Raw genomic sequence first — 22,403 nt, forward strand, 5'->3', positions numbered from 1 at the left:
AAATGCCGCTAACGTCGCTATCAGCTTTAGATTGCTTGGCGATTTGCCAATGCTTTTTCGATCGTCCGATCAACTAAAATCGATTGGGCATCGACGACTGGATACGGATTATCAGTCACAAATTCATCCATCAAGGACAACTCGGTACATCCAAGCACTACGCTTTCACAGCCGATACGTTCGGTGACTTCTTCCAGTATCTCAAAGTAAAGTTCTTGATCCAAATGATCATTTTCTTTGATTCGATCATAGATCAATGTATTGACCTTTTTTTGGATCGTCGGCTCTGGAAGATAGACGTCAAGTCCGAACTTCCGCAATTCTTTTTCATAGATACCAGCTTTGACACTTCCTTCCGTCCCAAGAAAGGCCACTTTTCCAGTGACGCCTTTTTCAAAAACGACTTTCGCAGCCTCACGAGGCATATGCAAAATCTCGATCTCAGTGGCAGCTTGCAGCTCATCAAAAAAATAATGGGCGGTGTTACAAGTCAACACAATAAAATTTGGCTTTAACAAATTTTGTTTTTCGATGTCGTCCATTAAATATGGAACAGGGTTTTCTAACGTGTTGTCTAAAATATATGCCGTCCGATCTGGGACTGTCGCATGATTGAATAAAACATAGTTCAAGTAATCTTGGTCCTTATGGGTCTGTGTCCGTCGGTTTAAAATGCGGACAAAACTTTCCGTCGCTAACGTTCCCATGCCGCCTAAAATACTAAAAAAATTCTCCATCTTCTAGCCTTCTTTCGTATGGAAATACGTTTTGAATCGTTTGTTGTACAGATGGAACATTCTCTTTAATAGAATCCAGCGCTTTAGAGATAAGTCTTCTTTGTAAAAGACAGTCGTTCCCCAGCGATTTTCTGCTAATAATTTTTTTGCTCGTTCTTTCGCAGGATTTTCTTTTGCATAAGTCAAGAAAATATTTTTTGGTACCCCTAGCCATAATTTCGCTTCAGGTGCGTCAGCTTTGCCATAAACCGTTTCTGTGTATGGTTTTTCGAAGACTAAATCCTCTGTGATGAACTTCGCCAGATTCAATCCGCTTAAGGTAATAAAGAAACTGCTTCTTCCTTGACGCAAGTTGATTTCAAATAATTTATATTGACCGTCCCGCGCATCATATTTCAAATCAAAATTGGCAAATCCAACATATTCGATCTCTTTTAAAAACTTACGGATCATTTGATAGATTTGATCATTTTCATCTGGAATGATCACGACATAATTCCCAACAGCTCCAGGCGTTGGATCCTCTAATAAAGGATGACCTAAGCCCATCACGCGAACTTCGTGATTCTCATCAACATAGGCATTTAAGACCCGCATGTTGCTGTCATCGCCAGGAATAAAATCTTGGACGATCATTTCATATTGATAACCCGCTTGATAAATGCGAGAAACGATTTCTTCAAATTCTGTTCGATTGTCAATAATGAAGGCTTTTTTGCGCCCTTCAAAATCAACTGACAGCCACGCGACACTATTTGCTGGTTTCAAAGCCACAGGAAAATCAAAAGGCAGCTCTCCTTTGAACGTTCCTTCCGTCAACAGTTCAGGTGTTAAAATGAAGGTCTTAGGATAAGGCAAGCCATATTCCTCGCAAACTTCGTAAAAACTGACTTTATTGATCAACCGTTTTAATAAGGAATAGTCATTGGCAATAAAGGTATAATAAGGCTTCAATTCTTCTTTATGCTTCGCTAACAGTTCTGCATAGCCATCGCCGCAGGGAATCAATAAATATTTCATGGCAGGATCGTTGTAAGTATTTTTACCTAACTTGATCAACGTCTCAGTGAATCCTGGATCATGGTCAAAACCTTCCACTTGATTGATTGTAACAATTTTACTAAAGCGGGTTGGCGCAAGTTCCGCACCAGCATAAGCAACTGATTGAATGCCATATGCTTCGTGGAATGCTCTGGCCATACCATAAACATTCATATCGCTTCCTAATAATATGGGAAGAAAATTTTCCTGACTCATCAAAAATCACTCTCTCTTTTGAATACGAAAAACGACCTCTCTCGTTTCGTTTAATTACAATAGAATTATAATACCACAAAGAAAAAAGCAATCAAAGTATCTATCTTTGATTGCTTTCTCCCACTTTGAACGGATAGAACTTATAGGCAGTTTATTCAATGCGAATATACGTATACCTATTGCTATTCTATCAAATAAAATTTTGATTTCAAGCCCTTATCATGAAATTTGCAGATATTTCACGCTTCCTTAAACTTTAGCGAAACCTATTGACAGACAAGTAAAAAAGTGAGTGCTCTTTTCCTTGCTTAAAGGACTTTTTTCAAATAATGACCGGTGTAGCTTTCAGAAACCGCAGCAATTTCTTCTGGTGTACCAGTTGCAATGATCGTTCCACCGCCTTCGCCACCTTCTGGACCTAGATCAATCACATGGTCCGCTGATTTGATGACATCCAAGTTGTGTTCGATCACTAAAACGGTATTGCCAGCGTCGACAAATCGTTCCAAAACTTTCAACAAACGGGCAATATCATCCGTATGCAGACCAGTCGTTGGTTCATCTAAGATATAAAAACTCTTGCCATTGGAATTTTTGTGCAGTTCACTGGCAAGCTTCATCCGTTGCGCTTCCCCACCAGACAAAGTAGTCGCTGGTTGTCCCATCGTGACATAACCTAGACCGACATCGACGATCGTTTGCAATTTTCGATGGATTTTAGGAATATGTTGGAAAAATTCCACTGCATCTTCCACGGTCATATCTAAGATTTCCGAAATATTTTTTCCTTTGTAATGAACTTCTAACGTTTCTGAGTTATAACGTTTGCCATGACAAACCTCACAAGGTACGTAGACATCAGGTAAGAAGTGCATCTCGATCTTGATGATTCCGTCCCCTTTACATGCTTCACAACGTCCACCTTTTACATTAAAACTAAAGCGGCCTTTTTTATAACCACGGACTTTCGCCTCATTGGTTTTAGCAAATAAATCGCGAATGTCATCAAAGACACTGGTATACGTTGCTGGATTGCTTCGAGGCGTCCGACCGATAGGGCTTTGATCGATATCGATCAATTTCTCAATCGCTTCATAACCAGTAATGGTTTTAAAGCGACCAGGCTTGTTCGAATTCCGATTGATTTTTTGCGCCAAGGCTTTTTTCAAAATTTCGTTGACTAATGTCGATTTACCAGAGCCAGAGACCCCAGTAACGGCGACGAACTTTCCTAATGGAAAATCGACCGAAATGTTTTTCAAGTTATTCTCAGAAGCACCGGTCACACGAATCTTTTCACCATTGCCTTTGCGGCGTTCCGTTGGTGTCGGGATTTGTCGTTTTCCTGATAAGTACTGACCTGTTAAGGAAGACGCATTGGCTGCGACTTCATCAGGAGTGCCTGCAGCGACGATCTCACCACCTGCGTGTCCTGCACCTGGACCGACATCGATCAAGTAGTCCGCTGCCCGCATCGTGTCTTCGTCATGCTCAACGACGATCAGGGTATTCCCAAGATCACGCATTTTCCGCAATGAATCTAGTAAGCGATCGTTATCCCGTTGGTGAAGACCGATCGATGGCTCATCAAGAATGTAAAGCACCCCAGACAAATTGGAGCCGATTTGTGTTGCCAAACGAATCCGTTGCGCTTCCCCACCAGAGAGTGTGCCTGATGCACGACTCAAGGTCAAATAGTCCAATCCGACATTTTTCAAGAAGCTTAAACGATCATCGACTTCTTTCACGATCGGACGTGCGATCATTTGCTCTTGTTCCGATAGTTTCAATTCTTCGACAAAGTTCAACGCATTGTTGATTGCCATCTCGCTCATTTCACCAATGTGTTTTCCGTTGACTTGCACGCACAGCGCTTGAGGGTTCAAACGATAGCCATGACAAGTTTTACAAGTCAATTCCGTCATATACAAACGCATTTGATCACGGGTGAAATCAGAGTTGGTTTCATGATAACGGCGTTTAATATTTGGTAAGATTCCTTCAAAAGCTACCTCAACATCACGCACGCCACCGAAATCATTCTCATAATGGAAATGGAAAATTTCGCCATTCGAACCATTCAAAATAATGTCTTTGTGTTCTTCTGGTAGCTCTTCAAAGGGTGTGTCCATATCGATATTGAACTCTTGACAGGCTTGTTCCAGCATTTGCGGATAGTACTGTGAACTGATTGGGTTCCAAGGTAATAGTGCGCCTTCACGCAACGTTTTGCTTTGATCGGGAATCACTAGGTCGACATCGACTTCTAGCTTCACACCAAGACCATCACAGTCTGGACAAGCACCAAAAGGCGCATTGAATGAAAAGAGCCGTGGTTCTAATTCACCAACTGTAAAGCCACAATACGGGCAAGAATAATGTTCACTGAAAAGCATCTCTTCTTGACCAATCACATCGACTACCGCATAGCCATCAGCTAAACGTAATGCCGCTTCAAAGGAATCAAACAGACGAGAACGGATGCCTTCCTTTACAACGATTCGGTCAATGATGATGGCAATATCATGCTTTTTATTTTTTTCTAATTCAGGCGCTTCGGAGACATCATAGACTTCGCCATCCACCCGCATCCGAACATAACCTTCTCTTTGGATACGTTCGAAGACTTTTTTGTGCTGCCCTTTCTTTTGATAAACGATAGGTGCCAACAATTGGATCTTGGTGCGTTCTGGTAATGCCAAAACTTCATCCACCATCTGCTCAACCGACTGACTAGTAATCTCAATATGATCATTGGGACAGATTGGGTGACCGATTCTGGCGTAAAGAAGCCGCAGATAATCATTGATTTCAGTAACCGTCCCCACTGTTGATCGCGGGTTCTTGCTGGTGGTTTTTTGATCGATAGAAATCGCTGGACTAAGTCCATCAATGCTATCTACGTCGGGTTTATCCATTTGCCCTAAAAACTGACGGGCATACGCCGATAGACTTTCGACATATCGGCGTTGTCCTTCGGCATACAACGTATCAAATGCTAAGGAGCTTTTCCCTGAACCCGAAAGACCAGTTACAACAACGAGCTGGTCTCTGGGAATCGTCACATCGATATTTTTTAAATTATGGGCCCGTGCCCCATGGATCACGATTTTATCATTTGCCATATTGTTTCTCCTTCTAATCAGCAGCTTTTAGCTCAAGAATAGTATCTCTCAAGGTAGCAGCCGTTTCAAAATCCAGTGCTTTCGCAGCATCTTTCATTTCTTTTTCTAATTTCAACAACAAGGTTGCTTTTTCTTCACGACTCAGCTCTTCATAAGAAGTCGTGGTGTATTCGCCAGTTTCTTCCGCCACTTTCGTGATTGCGATCAGATCGCGAATCTCTTTGATGATGGTTTTCGGTACGATTCCATGTTCTTCGTTATAGGCTTCTTGAATACTTCGGCGTCGCGCTGTTTCGTCGATCGCTCGCTGCATCGAATCGGTCATTTTATCGGCGTACATGATTACTTTTCCTTCTGAGTTACGAGCTGCTCGTCCGATGGTTTGGACTAATGAACGCTCGCTGCGCAAGAAGCCTTCCTTATCGGCATCAAGGATCGCAACCAGGGAAACTTCTGGGACGTCTAACCCTTCTCGCAATAAGTTGATTCCGACCAGTACATCAAATTCACCGAGACGCAGGTCGCGAATGATCTCTGTTCGTTCCAATGTTTTGATGTCACTGTGCAGGTATTTGACTTTGATCCCTAATTCTTTAAAGTAATCCGTCAAATCTTCAGACATTTTTTTCGTCAAGGTCGTGACAAAGACCCGTTCATTTCGCTCGACTCGCTCATTGATTTCTCCTACGAGGTCGTCAATTTGACCCATGATCGGTCGTACTTCGATCACCGGATCTAACAGACCAGTCGGACGAATGATTTGCTGAATGACGGTATCGGTTTGATCGTATTCATATGGTCCAGGTGTTGCTGAAACATAGACGATTTGGTTGACATGCTTCTCAAATTCTTCCAAGCGTAGCGGACGGTTATCCAGTGCAGAAGGCAAACGGAAACCATAATCCACTAACATTTGTTTTCTAGCACGGTCACCATTATACATCCCACGAACTTGCGGCATGGTCACGTGGGATTCATCAATAACGATCAGAAAGTCATCAGGAAAGAAATCTAATAACGTATAAGGCGGTTCGCCTTCTTTTCGTCCATCCATGTGGCGAGAGTAGTTTTCGATCCCTGAGGTATACCCCATTTCTCGCATCATTTCAATATCATAGTTGGTTCGCTGCTCTAAACGCTGTGCTTCCAACAGCTTATTTTCTGCTCGCAAAACTTTCAGTCGTTCATCGAGTTCACTTTGGATCGAAGCGATCGCATGTTCCATATGGTCTTCATTGGTCACAAAGTGAGTTGCTGGAAAGATCGACACATGTTCGGTGTCACTCATGATCTCGCCCGTCAAGGCATCGACTTCACGAATCCGATCGATTTCATCGCCAAAAAACTCAATGCGTAACGCTCGCTCATCACGAGAAGCTGGGAAAATCTCCACAACATCGCCACGTACGCGAAAACGTCCCCGTTGAAAATCGATGTCGTTTCGTTCAAATTGGATCTCGATCAATTCTTTTAATAGTTGATCGCGAGACTTTTCCATCCCTACTCGTAAAGAAACAACCTGTCTGGCATACTCGATCGGCGAACCTAAACCGAAAATACAAGAGACAGAAGCTACAACGATCACATCGTTTCTCTCTAATAAAGAACTTGTGGCCGAGTGACGCAGCTTATCGATTTCATCGTTGACACTGGAGTCTTTCTCGATGTATGTATCACTGGAAGGAACATACGCTTCTGGTTGATAGTAATCATAGTAACTGACAAAGTACTCGACCGCATTATTTGGGAAAAAGTCCTTGAACTCGCCATATAATTGTCCAGCCAGTGTTTTATTATGGGCAATGATCAATGTCGGTTTATTGACTTCCTTGATTAGATTAGAAATCGTATAAGTCTTACCGGTCCCAGTGGCTCCCAACAAAATCTGTGCTTTTTTTCCACCGACCACCCCGTCAACCAATTGATGGATCGCTTCTGGTTGATCCCCAGCTGGTTGATATTTTGATACTAAGTCAAATTCATGGGAAGTTGTTCTTTCGATCATCTTCATTCCCCCTCGATTATTCTAAACGACAACAAAAAAAGAAAAACTCGCTGCCGCTTTTCCATAAATAAGTATATCATAGCGAACATACTTTCGCCATCATTTGCTATGAAAGTTTCATGCGATTAAGCATAACTTAACATGTTTGATTTTCTAACATCTGATGTGAGGTTTAAGCAATTTTGTCATATTTTTAAAGAGAAAGACTTGTGTGTTGAAGAAAAAATCCATATAATCTATAAATACGTTATATCTAAAGGGGGAATTTTCTTGAAAAGAAAACACATGTCCTTCGCTTTAATCGCGCTGATTATCAGCATTTTTACGCTATCAGTAAAGTCAGCAAGTGCGGAGGAAACTACGTATAAGATAGGAACAGATTTAACATTTGCTCCTTTCGAATTCCAAAATGAAAATAATGAATACGTTGGGATCGATATAGATTTATTAAACGCGATCGCTGAAGATCAAGGTTTTGCAGTTGATTTACGTCCTTTAGGTTTTGACGCCTCCATTCAAGGTGTGCAATCAAATCAGTTAGATGGCATGATTGCTGGGATGAGCATCACTGATGAACGTAAAGAAACGTTTGATTTCTCAGATCCTTATTTTGATAGTGGGATTCAAATGGCGGTAGCTGCTGACAATGACAGCATTACTAGCTACGAAGATCTTGAGGGCGAAACGGTCGGTGCAAAGGTTGGTACCGAAAGTGCCCGCTTTTTAGAAGAAAATAAAGACCAATATGGCTACGACATCAAACTTTATGATGACGCTACTGGGTTGTATGGCGCTGTACGCAATGGTACTGTGGCAGCCGCTTTTGATGATTATCCAGTGCTTGGCTATGCCATCAACAACGGCGAACCGATGAAACTTGTCGGCGAACCTGAAAAAGGTGCTTCTTACGGATTCGCTGTCAGAAAAGGCCAAAATCAAGAACTACTTGAAAAATTCAATGCTGGTTTAGCCAACATGAAAGCTTCTGGCAAATACGACGAAATCGTCAATACTTACATCACAACGTCTGATTCAGATGCAGACACCAGTGAAATGGTGAAAGTCGAACCAAAGAAAGATGTTTACCGAATTGCCAGTGACTCCGCCTTCGCTCCCTTTGAATTCCAAAATGAAGACAATGAGTATGTAGGGATCGATGTTGATTTAATGAATCGGGCGGCAGAATTGCAAGGGTTCAACATTGAATTCAATTTCATCGGTTTTTCAGGAGCTTTGCAAGCCTTGGATGGTAACCAAGCAGATGGGATGATCGCTGGGATGACGATCACTGATGAGCGTCGCCAATCCTACGACTTCTCAGACTCTTACTTTGAAAGCGGCATTCAGATCGCTGTAAAAGAAGGCAATGATTCCATCAATTCCTATGAAGATCTAGATGGAAAAACCGTTGGTGCGAAAGTGGGGACAGAAAGTGCAGACTTCTTGATCGCCAACGAAGAAAAATATGGCTATTCGATCAAATATTATGATGCGGCCGATCAATTATATGCGGCTGTTAACGGCGGACAAATCGATGCCATGATGGATGATTATCCAGTGATCGGTTATGCCATCAGCCAAGGTCAAAAACTAGTGACACCGATTGAAAAAGAATCTGGCGGTCAGTACGGTTTTGCGGTGAAAAAAGGCCAAAATCCTGAACTGATCCAAATGTTCAATGAAGCATTGAAAGAAATGAAACGGACTGGCGAGTACGATCAAATCATCAATAAATACGTTGAAGATGGCTCTGCCACAGAAAAACGAGTGGATGAATCAACGATCACTGGTTTGATCAGCAACAACTATAACGTCTTATTAAAAGGTTTATGGAATACCCTTTTACTAGCATTGATTTCTTTTGCCTTAGCATTAGTGATCGGCATCATTTTTGGACTATTTAGTGTTGCTCCAATCAAAGCATTGCGGGTTTTTGCAGGGATCTATGTTGATATCATTCGTGGTATTCCTATGATGGTATTGGCTTTCTTCATCTTCTTCGGCCTTTCCGATGCCATTGGTATCACGATTCCCGACTTTGCAGCCGGGGTCATTACATTGACTTTAAATGCCAGTGCCTATATCGCTGAGATCGTCCGTGGCGGGATCAATGCGGTGCCAAAAGGTCAGATGGAAGCCTCTCGTAGTTTGGGGATGACCTACACTCGGACAATGCAGAAAATCATTTTACCGCAAGCGATCAAAATCATGATTCCATCTTTCGTTAACCAATTCGTTATTTCGTTGAAAGATACAACGATCATCTCGGTTATCGGAGTCGTAGAATTATTGCAAACTGGGAAAATCATCGTTGCTCGGACTACGCAAAGTACCTATGTTTACTTGATCATCGCGATTATTTACTTAGTCGTGATCACAGCTTTAACGAAACTTGCAAAAGTTTTAGAAAAGAAGGTGAAATAGCATGAAAGAAAAAATCTTAGTTGAAAATCTTGTAAAAAAATACGGCGACAATACCGTATTGAACAATATCAATGTTTCAATCGCTGAAGGAGAAGTCGTTTGTGTGATCGGTCCTTCAGGATCCGGGAAATCGACGTTCTTACGCTGTTTGAACCGCTTAGAAGAACCAACCAGCGGCGATATTATCGTTGACGGCGCACATCTGATGGATAAAAACACCAATATCAATGCTGTTCGTCAACATATCGGCATGGTGTTTCAGCATTTCAATCTCTTCCCTCACTTGTCGGTTTTAGAAAATATCATTTTAGCACCGATGGATCTAAAAAATGCTTCTCGGCAAGAAGCGGAAAAGAACGCAATTCGTTTATTAGAAACGGTCGGTTTGGCAGATAAAAAAGACATGTACCCTGACAATCTGTCTGGAGGACAAAAACAACGGGTGGCGATCGCTAGAGCTTTAGCAATGAATCCCGATGTGATGTTGTTCGATGAACCAACCTCCGCACTCGATCCAGAAATGGTTGGCGATGTACTCAATGTTATGAAGGATTTGGCAAAACAAGGAATGACCATGGTGATCGTTACTCACGAGATGGGGTTTGCCAAAGAAGTAGCAAACCGTGTGATGTTTATTGACGGCGGGAACTTCTTGGAAGACGGTACACCTGAGCAAATCTTTACCAATCCTAAGCATGAGCGTACCAAAGACTTCTTAGACAAAGTATTGAATATTTAAAAAAGCCTCTGCAACAGTCCGACGAAGGAACTGTTGCAGAGGTTTTCTTTATTGTTTGTTCCGTTTCGTTTCATCTGCGATCCGCTTTTGATTTTCCCCCAAAAACACTTTTGTATCGATGGGGTTTGCTTTGTTCGCCCCGCCGATGCCAGTATCAACCATTTTCCCCCAGCCCTTCAACGGCTCTTTCCCTGCTGCACGAAGCTTGGCATTTTTTAACCGTAATGCCTGTTTTTTTGCTTCTTTTTTCGCTTGATGTTTTGCTTGCCAATCCCTTAAGATCTTCATTCCCTCTTCCTCCCTTTTCTATTAAAACAATGCCACATTCAAATGCTCGAAAACATTCCCAACGATCTGTTTGCGTCAAATGCCCTTTGCCACTGAAGCCGTATTTTTTTATCTTGTAGTTGACTATAGTATATCACGTGAATTTTATAATCATCAGGAATAGAGACTAAATTTTATTAAAACTATGAAATGCAATTTGAAATCGAGTAGTCAGATCAGGAGTGGCATGTTACACTTATTAAACAACACTCCCTCCATAACTGCATAAGCTGTATAAATACATTGATTCTTTTGTTTAAACATCGGTTAGAACCCTTCTTATAAAAAACCAACCTTAAAATAACAACAAAAGAAAAATGCAGAAAATTACTTTGGAGGCATGCATCGTATGAAAACCATCTATTTCTTTCCCTTACTGATTTTCCTTTCCTTCTCACTCACAGGCTGTACCCTGATTGACGAACTCCTGGATGAAACGCGACAAAGCAGTTCTTCATTAGAAACAGCGGTGACTTCTCAATCATTGTCAATGGATTCGGAAGCTAGCAGCTCTTTCTCTACTGAAAAGCAAACAACGTCTACTACAATTGACATAAGCAGCTCTTCTGACAGCCTTGATCAACAGTCAGTAAGTACCGAAGAATCCACCTCTCACTTCTCCTATTGCGAGCAATTGCAGATAGGATTGCCACGACGTTGGAATAGAACCGTCACCAAAGATTTGCTCCACCAATTGCAAGAAGGAATGTCCTGCGATCAAGTATTAGAGATCATGGGTGGACTGCCTTCTTGGCGACTAGCGATTCTAGGCGTGGAATCCAATGCCTGGATCAATCAAGAGGGCGAAGCGATCATCGTTACCCTTTCCAACCGAACCGTTACTGGCGTTACCTGGCATGATCAGTTTTCTGAAACAGAAATTGAGTAATCCATTAAGCGATCTCTCGTAACTAAGATTGGCAAAATGCGTGATGAAATTCAAACACCTCTATTATCATGAGTCGTCTAAAAAACTTAGGAGTTGAAGGATAAAATGAAACTGAATCGTCCTCTGAAAAAAATCCGGGAGCATCGCAGAAGAAGTCTTTTGCTTTGTTTGGGCATTAGTTGTTTTTTACTCGGAGCTGTCCTCTTCTACAGCGAAACTCAGCCAGCAGCTGCCTACGAGCAGTTTTTAGAGATCGATTACTTAACTGCTTTACTGGAAGAAAGGCCTTCCCCTGAATCCATCAGCGATCTTGGCCTCGATCTCATCAAACGTAGTGATCGGGTAAACCAAGAGCGCAGTGCCATTAACCGAAAGCGGCGCCGCGAAAATGTGATCGTCACGGAAGAGACTAGAAAAGTTTTTTCTCCCGATCAAGGAGCAATGGTTGATGAAGTAAGAAAAGTAACCACTCGTTTACCTGATTCAGCCATTGATTTGTTATCAACGATGGCTGACAGCAGCGCTCTCGAGACAAAAAGAGTTCCTTTAGGTTCAAGGGACAAACTGTCCAAAATCAGCTTTGATTTTGACTCGGATAACGCGGGAAATGAACATTTATCTAGAATCACATTGGTTGATGTCCCAGAATTTTTCGGTATTGATTTCTCACAATTCGGGAAAGAGGATGATATTGAGGAGATCAAAGAGACATTGATCGAACAGTATGGTTTAGATGCTCACATCAGAGACGTTAGCGCCATTCGGAGACTTTTCTTTATTCATGAAGGATTTGAGTTTTACATTAGTCAAACCTATAATCCAAACGGAGTCGGCATCACTGTCCAAGCAGTAGAACCATAAACAAAAACTATCGAACCCCCGTCTCTTTGCGGGTTTAACAAAAAAGGCGTCTGCGAATCCAAACGCAGGCACCTTTTTTCTACTTCTATTTTTATTTAGGCAAAAACGGTCGACCAATTGTCACGTTCATCAAGAAATTCTTGCGCTAATTTTTGGGCACCCTCTAAGGTATGGTTCGCCGCCCAACCGCATTGCACTTCATTGCTGGCAGGTACTTCAGTTGCTTGCAAAACGTCCTTCATGGTTTTTTCTAGGACGGTCAAAATCTCTTCATAATCGTCATGATTCAAGACAGTCAAATAAAAGCCGGTTTGGCAGCCCATTGGCGACCAGTCCACGATATAATCCGCATGATTACGAATCAATTCTGCCGTCAAATGTTCTAGCGAGTGCAGACTTGCCATATCCATATGCGCTTGGTTCGGCTGCTTCAAACGGACATCATATTTGATGATGGTATCATTCGTTCCTTGTTTTTTATCGGCAACCCGTACATAAGGTGCTTTGACTTTCGTATGATCCAAATTAAAGCTTTCAACATTCATTTTCATTGTACTTCTCTCCTACTCTTTTTGTGCTTCCACAAGCCAAACATACTCATTGATCTGCTTAAAACGACTGGTAAACCCATGCTGACGAAAGTATCGTTCGATATCCGCTGTGACTGGATAGTACTCTCTTTCCAGATCAGCGGCTAGTCGCTGGTGACCAGCTTGCCGTGCTTCATCGATTCGTTCCATTTTGTGGGCTAGAGAAAGAAACATCGTATCCCCGAAAAGCACTTTCCCGCCTTTGGGCAGCATCGCAGCATATTTGCCGATTGCCCGTTGTTTTTCGTCCTCCGTAAGATGATGAAAAACATAGGTAGAAACGATCGTATCAATCACATCCGTGATCTCAGGAAAAACCTCCATATCACCATCTACAAAAGTCACTTTAGAAAGACTGGGTTTTGACTTGGCGATTCGCCGCATCTCTGGCGATGGCTCGATTGCCAGCACGTTTTTTCCTTGATCAAGCAGAGCTTGTGTTAGATTTCCAGTTCCACTACCAAATTCTACCACAGACTGCCCTGCTTTTTCAGCAATTTCAGCGAGTAACTGTTCATATTTGAAAAAAACCGCTCGATATTCTTCATCCTTACCTGCAACTGTTTCATCGTACTCAGCTGCCCAGTCAGAAAAAATTGGAATAAACTCTCTCCCCATCACTAGCTACCTGCCTTTTCAAACGCTTGCTCTAAATCTGCCTGCAGATCCTCACCGTCTTCGATGCCGAGAGACAACCGAATCAAGCCATCTTTGATCCCAGATTGCTCACGAATTTCTTTAGGGATCGAGGCATGGGTCATCACGGCTGGCACTTCTACCAAGCTTTCCACGCCACCTAAGCTTTCTGCTAAAGTAAAAATCTTTAATGATTCAACAAATTCTGCTGTTTTCGATTCATCGTTTAGTTCAAAAGATATCATACCGCTATACCCAGACATCTGTGATTTGGCGATCTCATGTCCTTCATGGGCAATCAATCCTGGATAATAAACCTTTGCGACAGCTGGATGTGCTTGTAAGTAGTGGGCAATTCTCATCGCGTTGTTTTGATGTGCTTCCATCCGCAAAGCAAGTGTTTTGATGCTTCGTTGGATCAACCAGCTATCATGAGGCCCCAATACACCACCAATGGCGTTTTGTAAAAAAGCAATTCTTTTGGCGATTTGCGGCTCTTTGGCAACCGCTAACCCAGCTACTACATCACTGTGTCCACCGAGATACTTGGTAGCACTGTGAATCACAATATCTGCGCCTAATTGTAGCGGCTTTTGAAAGTAAGGGGTCGCAAAGGTATTATCCACGATCGTCAAAATGTCCTGTTTTTTAGCTAGTTGGGCAACGATTGCGATGTCCGTGATCTTCAATAATGGATTAGTCGGCGTTTCCAGAAAGATCGCTTTGGTTTCTGGAAGGATGGCTGCTTCAACGGCAGCTAGCTCATTTGTTTTGACAAGTGTATAAGACAATCCGCTTTTTTCTAATACTTGATGGAGCAAACGAAACGTCCCGCCATATACATCATCCCCTAAAATGACATGGTCTCCAGTCTGAAACAGCGAGAAGACCGCATGGGTGGCTGCTAATCCAGAGGCAAAAGCAAACCCTTGGGCGCCTTCTTCCAGATCCGCAATCAATTCTTCTAAGGCAAATCGAGTTGGATTGCCTGAACGACTGTATTCATATTGCTTTGGCTGACCAAGAGCATTTTGCCGATAGGTTGATGTTTGGTAAATTGGCACACTAACAGCACCAGTCATTTCGTCTTCGCTGATACCGCCGTGGATTACTTTTGTATTAAAATGCATGGTTTACTCCTCCTATGAATGGGGTGATTGCTGATTCACCCGCATAAATCTGTTTTGATAGATAGCGATCGCCTCCATCTGGAAAGACGGTAACGATCGAGCTTCCAGTTGGTAATTCGAGGCTTTCTTTTACTGCTGCTGCCATCGCCGCTCCACTTGAACTTCCAACAAGCAAACCATAGTTTCTTGCCAAGTAACGAGTAAAAGCAAAGCCTTCCGCATCACTGATCGTATAAATTTGATCAATAAGCAAATCGTCAAAAAATTGTGGAATGAACTCAACACCGATCCCTTCAATCTCATGTCCATGGGCAGGCCCGCCATTTAAGATCGATCCTTCTGGTTCAACGACAGCAAGTCGAGTGCTTGATTTTTGCTTCTTTAAGTATGTTGCGACACCCGCGAAGGTCCCCCCGCTGCCAGCTCCAGCAACAAAGCTGTCAATTTTTCCAGATAACTCCTGAAAGATCTCTGGGCCTAAGGTTGCTTGGTAGGCTGCAGGATTGTTTTGATTGTGAAATTGCATTGGCATATAACTATTTGGTAGCTGTTTTGCTATTTCCTTTGCTTTTTCAATCGCCCCTTGAATGCCTGCTTCAGTGGGCGTATGAACGATGGTCCCGCCCAACGCTTCAATCAGTTGCTGCTTTTCAAGGCTAAATTTTTCAGGAATGACAAAAATCATTTTTAAGCCATACTCGATTCCAGCTAAAGCTAAACCAATTCCAGTATTTCCCGCTGTCGGTTCGATAACGGTTGTCTCATGATCGATCACATGCTCGCGAAACGCTTCATCGATCAAATACTTTCCTAAGCGGTCCTTGATACTTCCACCAGGATTTAAATACTCAAGTTTCGCATAGATGGTACTTCCCTTTTTGCCGCCAAATGCTGCGGCATCAAATTCAAAGAATGGGGTGTGCCCAATCAATGCTTTTATATTATTAACGATCATCGCTCGACTCCTCGCTCAACTTTGTTTGGCACAACTCGTATGCTTCATGTACCCATTTTCATTTGCAATCATCAGCCGTCGCCAATGAAAGCGGTAAAAAACAGCAAACAAAAAGGGGTACTGACTATTACATCAGTACCCCAAAAAAATGTCGTCTTATCCGGAAAGAAGTGAATCACTAAAGAAACTTCAGCGATCTTCTGCGACAAAGGAACTAATAATAGGCATGACAAATCGGTATGCTGCTTTTTGCACCATACAACAACAACAGGTAGTTTGTGTGTTGACGTTTGTCATGTCTTGTTCCCTCCTTTAATTTGCTTGTTATCAAAATAGCACGACTCTTTTTTATTGTCAAACGTTTTTTGAAATCACCGAGCACACATTGATGATCTTTAATAAAATAACATCATAGAGGATAGTAAGCACTCACATAGGCATCCACGGCTTTGATCGCTGCTGCAACATCTTCTGCAGAAACCGGAAATGGCATATTGTGGATCGTTTCCCCTTCGATGGTTGCTTGCTCGCCAATTTTTAATAGGTCTGCATCGCTGGCTTCCGCAAGATGCATGTCGGATAATGTCGTCGGTAATTCTAATGCCTGATACAATTCTATATATTGGTCGAGCTCTTCAGGATCTGCATTTTCCAGCATCAATTGAGTGAGTGTTCCGTAAGCAACCTTCTCACCATGGGTCAGATCATGAACGTCTCCTTCAAGGGCTGTCAAGCCATTATGAATCGCATGAGCTGCTGCCAGACCTGCACTTTCAAAGCCTAATCCACTAAGCAAAGTGTTGGCTTCCACGATTTGTTCAAAAGCTTCGGTAACGACTTGTTTTTTATTCGCTTGATAGGCTTTTAAGGCATTCTCAAAAAGGATCTCTTCGCATTTTTCAGCGATCGCCATGCTGGCAATTGGTTGCACCCCGCCGACCATATTTTTACTATGGCTTCGAGCAACAGCACGTGCCTCGACATAGGTTGCGAGTGCATCCGCAATACCAGCGGCTAGCAATTTGGCAGGCGCTTTGGCAATCACAGCGGTATCCACTAAGACAAGTTCAGGATTTTTGTTATAAAAACGATACTTTTCAAAACGACCTTCATCAGTATAAATAACAGAAAGTGCCGAAGTTGGTGCATCAGTGGAGGCAATCGTTGGCAAAACAGCAATCGGTATTTTCAATTCATCCGCAACAGCTTTCCCAGTATCGATGGCTTTCCCACCACCTAATGCGGCAATCACTTCGATTGATTCACTTTTGGCTTTAGAGACGATACGATCGATTTCATTTGCAGAAGCTTCTCCACCAAAAATTTCTTTTACCGGATCTAACTCGGCTGCTTTCAGGTTCTCAAATAGTTCTTCACCGGCAATTTTCCAAACAGTTTCATCGGTCAAAAGAAGCACTTTCTTTCCTAAATCTTTGATATGGGATAACCCATGCTTTAAGACCCCTTTTCCTTGAACGTATCGTGACGGACTCGCAAATATTCTTTCCATTGTATCTCCTCCTTTAATTGGTCTACTTTTATTGTGACACACTAAGCAAGCGATTTCAAAGGAAAAGAAAAAAAGATGGCCAAGAAGATTCGATTCTTGCCCATACTGCACATTTATAGCCATACAAACACTCATGCCCTTATAAAACGGATGGTTTTATAAGGGCATGAGTTGGATTCTTTCATGGTTATTTCTTTTTCCCACCAAAAGCATCTTTCATTTTATCAAAAAATCCTTCTGGTTGTTGTTCGTTCGTTTCATGGCCACTGGCTTTTGCATAAGCCCGCAATGCCTCTTTTTGTTCCTCATTTAAGTTCTTAGGTGTGATCAGCTTCACTTTGACCTGTTGATCGCCATTGCCGCCTCCCCGTAAGCGAGGGGCTCCCTTACCGCGTAAGCGGAAGTTTGTGCCTGTTTGCGTACCAGCTGGAATTTTTAATTTCACATTCCCATGAACCGTTGGTACATTGACTTCGTCGCCTAAAGCAGCTTGGACAAAGTTTAACGGCAGTTCGTAATAAATTTCCGACCCATCACGGTCAAAAATATCACTTTCTTCCACTCGGAAAACAACGTACAGATCACCATAAGGACCACCATTGGTGCCAGCTTCTCCTTGACCAGACAAGCGCATTTGTTGTCCATCTTCGACACCTGCAGGTACGTTGACTTTCACGCTGTGTTTTTTCTTTTCATGGCCAGTACCATGACATGTTGTACATGGTTCTTTGATTTCTTTCCCAGTTCCATGACAAACATCACAGGTTTGACGGCTCATCACACGACCAAGCGGTGTTTGACGTTCAACATTGATGGTACCTGCACCATGACATTTATGACAGGTTTCTGGTGAAGTACCTGGTTTTGCCCCGTTTCCACCACAGGTATGACAGGTTTCTTCACGATTGTATTGAACAGTTTTTTCCACTCCGAAAATCGCTTCTTCAAAGGAAAGATCAACCGCATATTGCAAGTCCGCTCCTTGTCGAGGTGCATTAGGATTGGCTGCTCTGCCGCCTCCACCACCGAAAAACGATTCGAAAATGTCTTCAAATCCACCAAAACCGCCTCCGGAGAATCCGCCACTGTTAAAGCCGCCGAATCCACCGCCATAACCGCCTCCGTAGTTCGGATCGGTACCAGCATGACCATACTGGTCATAAGCAGCTCTTTTTTGGGAATCACTTAATATTTCATAGGCCTCAGAAATTTCTTTAAACTTTGCTTCTGCATCAGGTTCTTTATTGATGTCTGGATGATATTGTTTTGAAAGCTTACGATAAGCTTTTTTGATTTCGTCATCCGAAGCCCCTTTTTGTAGACCTAAGACCTCATAATAATCTCTTTTGTCTGCCATTGGCTTCCCTCCACTATATTCTTGCGTCTCTCGTATTTTAGCATATAATTCGCTCTAGAAAAATACGTTTCGCAAATTCATAAGAAAAAGCCAAAGCGGTGACTTTGGCTTTTTCACAAACAGCGATTATTTATCGTCACCGTCTACTTCTTCAAAGTCGGCGTCAACCACATCGTCTGCGCCGCCTTGTGCAGCTTCTGGATTTTCTTGTGCTTGTTGTTGTGCTGCTTGTTCGTATAACTTAACAGTTAAGTTTTGTACGATTTCATTCAAAGCATCACGTTTCGTTTTCATTTCTTCTAAGTTGTTTGCTTCAAGTGCAGCTTTCAACTCATCACGAGCTTCTTCCGCTTTTTTGACTTCGTCTGCATCCACTTTGCCTTCAAGCTCTTTCAATGTTTTATCAACAGTGAACAACAAAGCATCGACGTCATTGCGTAGATCAACTTCTTCTTTGCGTTGTTTGTCGGCTTCAGCGTTTGCTTCAGCATCTTTTACCATGCGTTCGATTTCTTCATCTGATAAACCTGAAGATGATTTGATCGTGATTTTTTGTTCTTTTTGTGTACCTAAATCTTTTGCAGAAACATTGACGATCCCATTTTTATCGATATCAAATGTTACTTCGATTTGAGGGATGCCACGAGGTGCTGGTGGAATATCCGTCAATTGGAATCTACCTAATGTTTTGTTGTCAGCTGCCATTGGGCGTTCCCCTTGCAAGACATGGATATCAACGGCTGGTTGATTGTCTGCTGCAGTTGAGAAGACTTGTGATTTACTTGTAGGGATCGTTGTGTTACGATCGATCAGTTTTGTGAAGACGGCACCCATTGTTTCGATACCTAATGATAATGGTGTAACGTCTAGTAAGACGACATCTTTCACATCACCTGTGATCACGCCACCTTGGATCGCAGCACCCATCGCTACCACTTCATCTGGGTTTACTGATTTGTTTGGTTCTTTATTGGTTTCTTTACGAACAGCATCAACTACTGCTGGAATACGTGTTGAACCACCAACTAAGATGACTTCATCGATTTCTGATTGTGATAAGCCAGCATCTTTCAAAGCTTGGCGTACTGGAATTTTTGTCCGTTCGACTAGGTCTGCGGTCAATTCATCGAATTTCGCACGAGTCAAGGTCATTTCCAAGTGCAATGGACCAGCATCACCAGCTGTGATAAATGGCAAGCTGATTTGAGTACTTGTTACACCTGACAAGTCTTTTTTTGCTTTTTCAGCAGCATCTTTCAAACGTTGCAAGGCCATTTTATCTTTTCCAAGATCAATGCCGTTTTCTTTTTTGAATTCTGCTACCATGTGATCGATGATTTTGTTATCAAAGTCATCCCCACCTAGGTTGTTGTCCCCAGCAGTTGATAATACGTCAAAGACGCCATCCCCTAATTCAAGGATCGATACGTCAAAAGTACCGCCACCTAAGTCAAAGACTAGGATTTTTTCATCTTTATCTGTTTTATCTAACCCATAAGCTAAAGCTGCGGCAGTTGGTTCGTTGACGATCCGTTCTACTTCAAGACCGGCAATTTTACCAGCATCTTTGGTTGCTTGACGTTGTGCATCGTTGAAGTATGCAGGAACAGTAATGACTGCTTTTTCAACTTTTTCACCTAAATAGTCTTCAGCAAATCCTTTGATGTATTGAAGAACCATTGCGGAAACTTCTTGTGGTGTATAGGATTTGCCTTCAACTTCTACTTTGTATCCAGCTTCACCCATATGGCGTTTAATAGAAGAAATCGTATTCGGGTTTGTTACTGCTTGGCGTTTTGCAACTTCCCCTACTTGGATCTCACCGTTTTTGAATGAGACAACAGAAGGTGTGGTACGGTTTCCTTCTGGATTCGTAATGATTTTTGCTTCGCCGCCTTCAAGGACAGCAACAGCTGAGTTTGTTGTTCCTAAGTCGATACCGATAATTTTACTCATAAGTAATACACTCCCTTTTTTAATTTAAACATCTACTTATAGATAGAAAGAACTATTGTGCAACGATGACCATGCTTGCACGCAAGACACGATCATGCAATTTATACCCTTTTTGCAAGACAGTAACGATTGTGTCTGCCGGTGTTTCATCAGAGGCAGGTACAGTCTGCACCGCTTGATGCAAGTTCGGATCGAACATTGCACCTTCAGCAGGAATCTCTTCGATTCCCTCTTCTTTTAAGGCTTGACGCAGACTTTCAAGAACCATTTCAACGCCTTTTTTCAAATTCGCAGCTTGGTCTTGATCGACATCTGCTGCCATCGCTCGTTCCAAATTGTCGATTGCTGGCAACAGTTTTTTGCCAAGATCTTGCGAGCGGTATTTTTGTAAAAGTTCCCGCTCGTTGCGGTTACGTGAAGTGATATTTGCGATCTCTGCACGAGCACGAAGGAATTGATCTTCCAATTCGTTATTCTTTTCTTGCAAAAGTTCCAATTCGCTTTTTTCCACTGCTTCTTCCTCTGGTTGAGGAGTCTGTGCTTCAGTTTCAGTTGATTCATTTGAAGATTCAGTTGTTTCTGCGGTTTCTTCAGCAGTTTTATCTAATTCTTCATCTAAACGCTCTTCTTTTTCCGTCACGTTTCAACCATCCCTTCTACGATTTGTTTCATTGCCGCTTATTCATTGGCAGCGTCTAATGCGCGATAATAATCGGCCAATTTTTTTGCTAACTCGCCTCGAAAAACTTCCATCAATCCAAACATCCGTGAATACGGCATACTTGATGGACCTAATAAAGCGATCGTTCCTTGTCCATGACCTTCGATTTCATAGCTGGCTTGGATCAAACTCATATTTTGTAACAAGTCGTTGCCAAGCTCAGAGCCGATTCTGATTTGAATCGCAGAATCTCTTGGCGCCAGTAACTGTGTCAGCTGATCTGCGTTTTTCATAAATGAATACATCGATTTGAACTGACTAACATCTTGCGTCGGTTCAAAATCCAGAAGATTCATTCGCCCGCCGACGAAGATTTTTTCTTCAAAAATATGGCTCAGCATCGTATCAAAGAGATCAACGATTCCGTCAGTCGTTTGAAAATACTTATGCAGAATCATAGGAATCTCGGTTCTTAATCGATGGTAGACCGTCATTAGAGGTTCACCGATCAATTTGTCGTTGATGATCCTTACCATTTTTTCCAAATCTTCGCTGCTCATCGATTCAGGAAGAGTAAAGACTTGATTTTCGACATTTCCTTTATCCGTCACGATGATCGCGATGATCTGTCGTGCATTCAAAGGGACGATTCGAAAGCCCGTCAATTTCCTTTCCTTCATATCTGGTCCGAGAGACAACGCTGTATAGCTAGTCAAGTTGGACAAGATCGTGGCAGACTGCTGGATGATTTCATTGATTTCATGAAAATCTTTTCCAAAAGAATGACGAATGGTTTGAATTTCGTTTTGGTCAACTTCAGATGGCTTCAATAAGTGATCAACGTAATAGCGATACCCTTTTATTGATGGCACACGCCCTGAAGATGAATGTGTTTTTAGCAGAAGTCCAGCTTCTTCCAGCGCCTTCATCTCATTACGAATGGTGGCAGAGCTAGCTTCAACCCCATCTTCCATCAATCGCTTCGAGCCCGTGGGCTGACCAGTATTCGTATAGTTTTGGATGATGAGGTGTAAAATCATTTGTTGTCTAGGTGTCAACATTTTATCCACTCCTCCGTTAGCACTCATTCCTATTAAGTGCTAACACGATTATAAATATACCATATTTGCTAGGAATGTCAAGTATTTGCATCACTTTTTTAGCACTCTTTCTAAGAGAGTGCTAAAAAAAGAAATCAAAAAAAGAAGCAGCGCGAAATGGCTACTTCTCTTCCTTGTTCTTTC

Annotated in this window: 18 protein-coding genes; 4 read left to right on the top strand and 14 right to left on the bottom strand. The window is 42.3% G+C overall.

The genetic code is table 11. The annotated features are described in order from the left end of the window. Positions 1 to 26: 26 nt before the first annotated feature. The 4 genes from IGJ05_RS03885 to uvrB all read right to left on the bottom strand — a co-directional run bounded on the left by IGJ05_RS03885 (position 27) and on the right by uvrB (position 7,124). Positions 27 to 737, bottom strand: coding sequence for an amino acid racemase (locus tag IGJ05_RS03885; protein WP_005225951.1), 711 nt, complete (start codon positions 735 to 737; stop codon positions 27 to 29). A gap of 3 nt (positions 738 to 740) precedes the next feature. Further along, positions 741 to 1,994 carry a carboxylate--amine ligase gene (locus tag IGJ05_RS03890; protein WP_016610145.1) on the bottom strand — a complete coding sequence of 418 codons (1,254 nt, stop codon included), beginning with the start codon at positions 1,992 to 1,994 and terminating at the stop codon, positions 741 to 743. Positions 1,995 to 2,302: 308 nt separating this feature from the next. Further along, a complete protein-coding gene (gene uvrA / locus IGJ05_RS03895; RefSeq protein ID WP_005225949.1) occupies positions 2,303 to 5,119 on the bottom strand; it encodes an excinuclease ABC subunit UvrA in 2,817 nt (938 codons plus the stop codon). 13 nt (positions 5,120 to 5,132) lie between these two features. Next, positions 5,133 to 7,124 (bottom strand): excinuclease ABC subunit UvrB, encoded by a 1,992-nt coding sequence (uvrB, locus tag IGJ05_RS03900; protein ID WP_010748162.1) that lies wholly within the window; start codon positions 7,122 to 7,124, stop codon positions 5,133 to 5,135. 270 nt (positions 7,125 to 7,394) lie between these two features. On the opposite strand from uvrB, the gene IGJ05_RS03905 reads away from it, so the two are divergent. Together IGJ05_RS03905 and IGJ05_RS03910 are read left to right on the top strand one after the other, a co-directional pair. Further along, on the top strand, positions 7,395 to 9,548 hold the full coding sequence (locus IGJ05_RS03905) for an amino acid ABC transporter substrate-binding protein/permease (RefSeq protein WP_438725037.1): 2,154 nt from the start codon (positions 7,395 to 7,397) through the stop codon (positions 9,546 to 9,548). A 1-nt stretch (position 9,549) separates the two neighbouring features. Beyond that, positions 9,550 to 10,287 (top strand): amino acid ABC transporter ATP-binding protein, encoded by a 738-nt coding sequence (locus IGJ05_RS03910; RefSeq protein WP_005225946.1) that lies wholly within the window; start codon positions 9,550 to 9,552, stop codon positions 10,285 to 10,287. Between the two features lie 48 nt (positions 10,288 to 10,335). On the opposite strand, the gene IGJ05_RS03915 is transcribed toward IGJ05_RS03910, so the two are convergent. After that, positions 10,336 to 10,575 (bottom strand): hypothetical protein, encoded by a 240-nt coding sequence (locus IGJ05_RS03915; protein WP_074934010.1) that lies wholly within the window; start codon positions 10,573 to 10,575, stop codon positions 10,336 to 10,338. Between the two features lie 388 nt (positions 10,576 to 10,963). Here IGJ05_RS03915 and IGJ05_RS03920 point away from each other — a divergent pair, with 388 nt between their 5' ends. After that, a complete protein-coding gene (locus tag IGJ05_RS03920; protein WP_081116841.1) occupies positions 10,964 to 11,503 on the top strand; it encodes a hypothetical protein in 540 nt (179 codons plus the stop codon). Positions 11,504 to 11,608: 105 nt separating this feature from the next. Next, complete coding sequence (locus IGJ05_RS03925) at positions 11,609 to 12,364, top strand: Tat pathway signal sequence domain protein (protein ID WP_081116842.1); 756 nt, start codon at positions 11,609 to 11,611, stop codon at positions 12,362 to 12,364. Positions 12,365 to 12,459: 95 nt separating this feature from the next. On the opposite strand, the gene IGJ05_RS03930 is transcribed toward IGJ05_RS03925, so the two are convergent. From IGJ05_RS03930 to hrcA, 9 genes are all read right to left on the bottom strand, one after another. Then, entirely contained in the window at positions 12,460 to 12,915 is a 456-nt protein-coding gene (locus IGJ05_RS03930; RefSeq protein ID WP_008382180.1) for an S-ribosylhomocysteine lyase, read from the bottom strand. A gap of 12 nt (positions 12,916 to 12,927) precedes the next feature. Further along, entirely contained in the window at positions 12,928 to 13,572 is a 645-nt protein-coding gene (locus IGJ05_RS03935; protein ID WP_266166920.1) for a class I SAM-dependent methyltransferase, read from the bottom strand. Between the two features lie 2 nt (positions 13,573 to 13,574). Continuing rightward, positions 13,575 to 14,720, bottom strand: coding sequence for a cystathionine gamma-synthase (locus IGJ05_RS03940; RefSeq protein WP_081116844.1), 1,146 nt, complete (start codon positions 14,718 to 14,720; stop codon positions 13,575 to 13,577). Continuing rightward, entirely contained in the window at positions 14,710 to 15,675 is a 966-nt protein-coding gene (locus IGJ05_RS03945) for a PLP-dependent cysteine synthase family protein (protein WP_074536418.1), read from the bottom strand. The genes IGJ05_RS03940 and IGJ05_RS03945 overlap by 11 nt, the downstream gene beginning before the upstream one ends. Positions 15,676 to 16,084: 409 nt before the next feature. Next, complete coding sequence (locus IGJ05_RS03950; protein ID WP_081116845.1) at positions 16,085 to 17,185, bottom strand: glycerol dehydrogenase; 1,101 nt, start codon at positions 17,183 to 17,185, stop codon at positions 16,085 to 16,087. Positions 17,186 to 17,372: 187 nt separating this feature from the next. After that, positions 17,373 to 18,542: a molecular chaperone DnaJ gene (gene dnaJ, locus IGJ05_RS03955; protein WP_005225937.1), complete on the bottom strand. Its 1,170-nt coding sequence runs from the start codon at positions 18,540 to 18,542 to the stop codon at positions 17,373 to 17,375. Positions 18,543 to 18,668: 126 nt separating this feature from the next. After that, a complete protein-coding gene (gene dnaK, locus IGJ05_RS03960; RefSeq protein WP_005225936.1) occupies positions 18,669 to 20,498 on the bottom strand; it encodes a molecular chaperone DnaK in 1,830 nt (609 codons plus the stop codon). A 52-nt stretch (positions 20,499 to 20,550) separates the two neighbouring features. Next, the gene (gene grpE, locus IGJ05_RS03965) at positions 20,551 to 21,138 is read right to left on the bottom strand and encodes a nucleotide exchange factor GrpE (RefSeq protein ID WP_005225935.1); all 588 of its coding nucleotides are present in this window, start codon (positions 21,136 to 21,138) and stop codon (positions 20,551 to 20,553) included. Between the two features lie 38 nt (positions 21,139 to 21,176). Further along, positions 21,177 to 22,220, bottom strand: coding sequence for a heat-inducible transcriptional repressor HrcA (gene hrcA, locus IGJ05_RS03970; protein WP_005225934.1), 1,044 nt, complete (start codon positions 22,218 to 22,220; stop codon positions 21,177 to 21,179). Positions 22,221 to 22,403 lie beyond the last annotated feature (183 nt).

Origin of the sequence: Enterococcus sp. AZ167, from assembly GCF_051714025.1 — a bacterium.
Taxonomy (GTDB): domain Bacteria; phylum Bacillota; class Bacilli; order Lactobacillales; family Enterococcaceae; genus Enterococcus_D; species Enterococcus_D casseliflavus.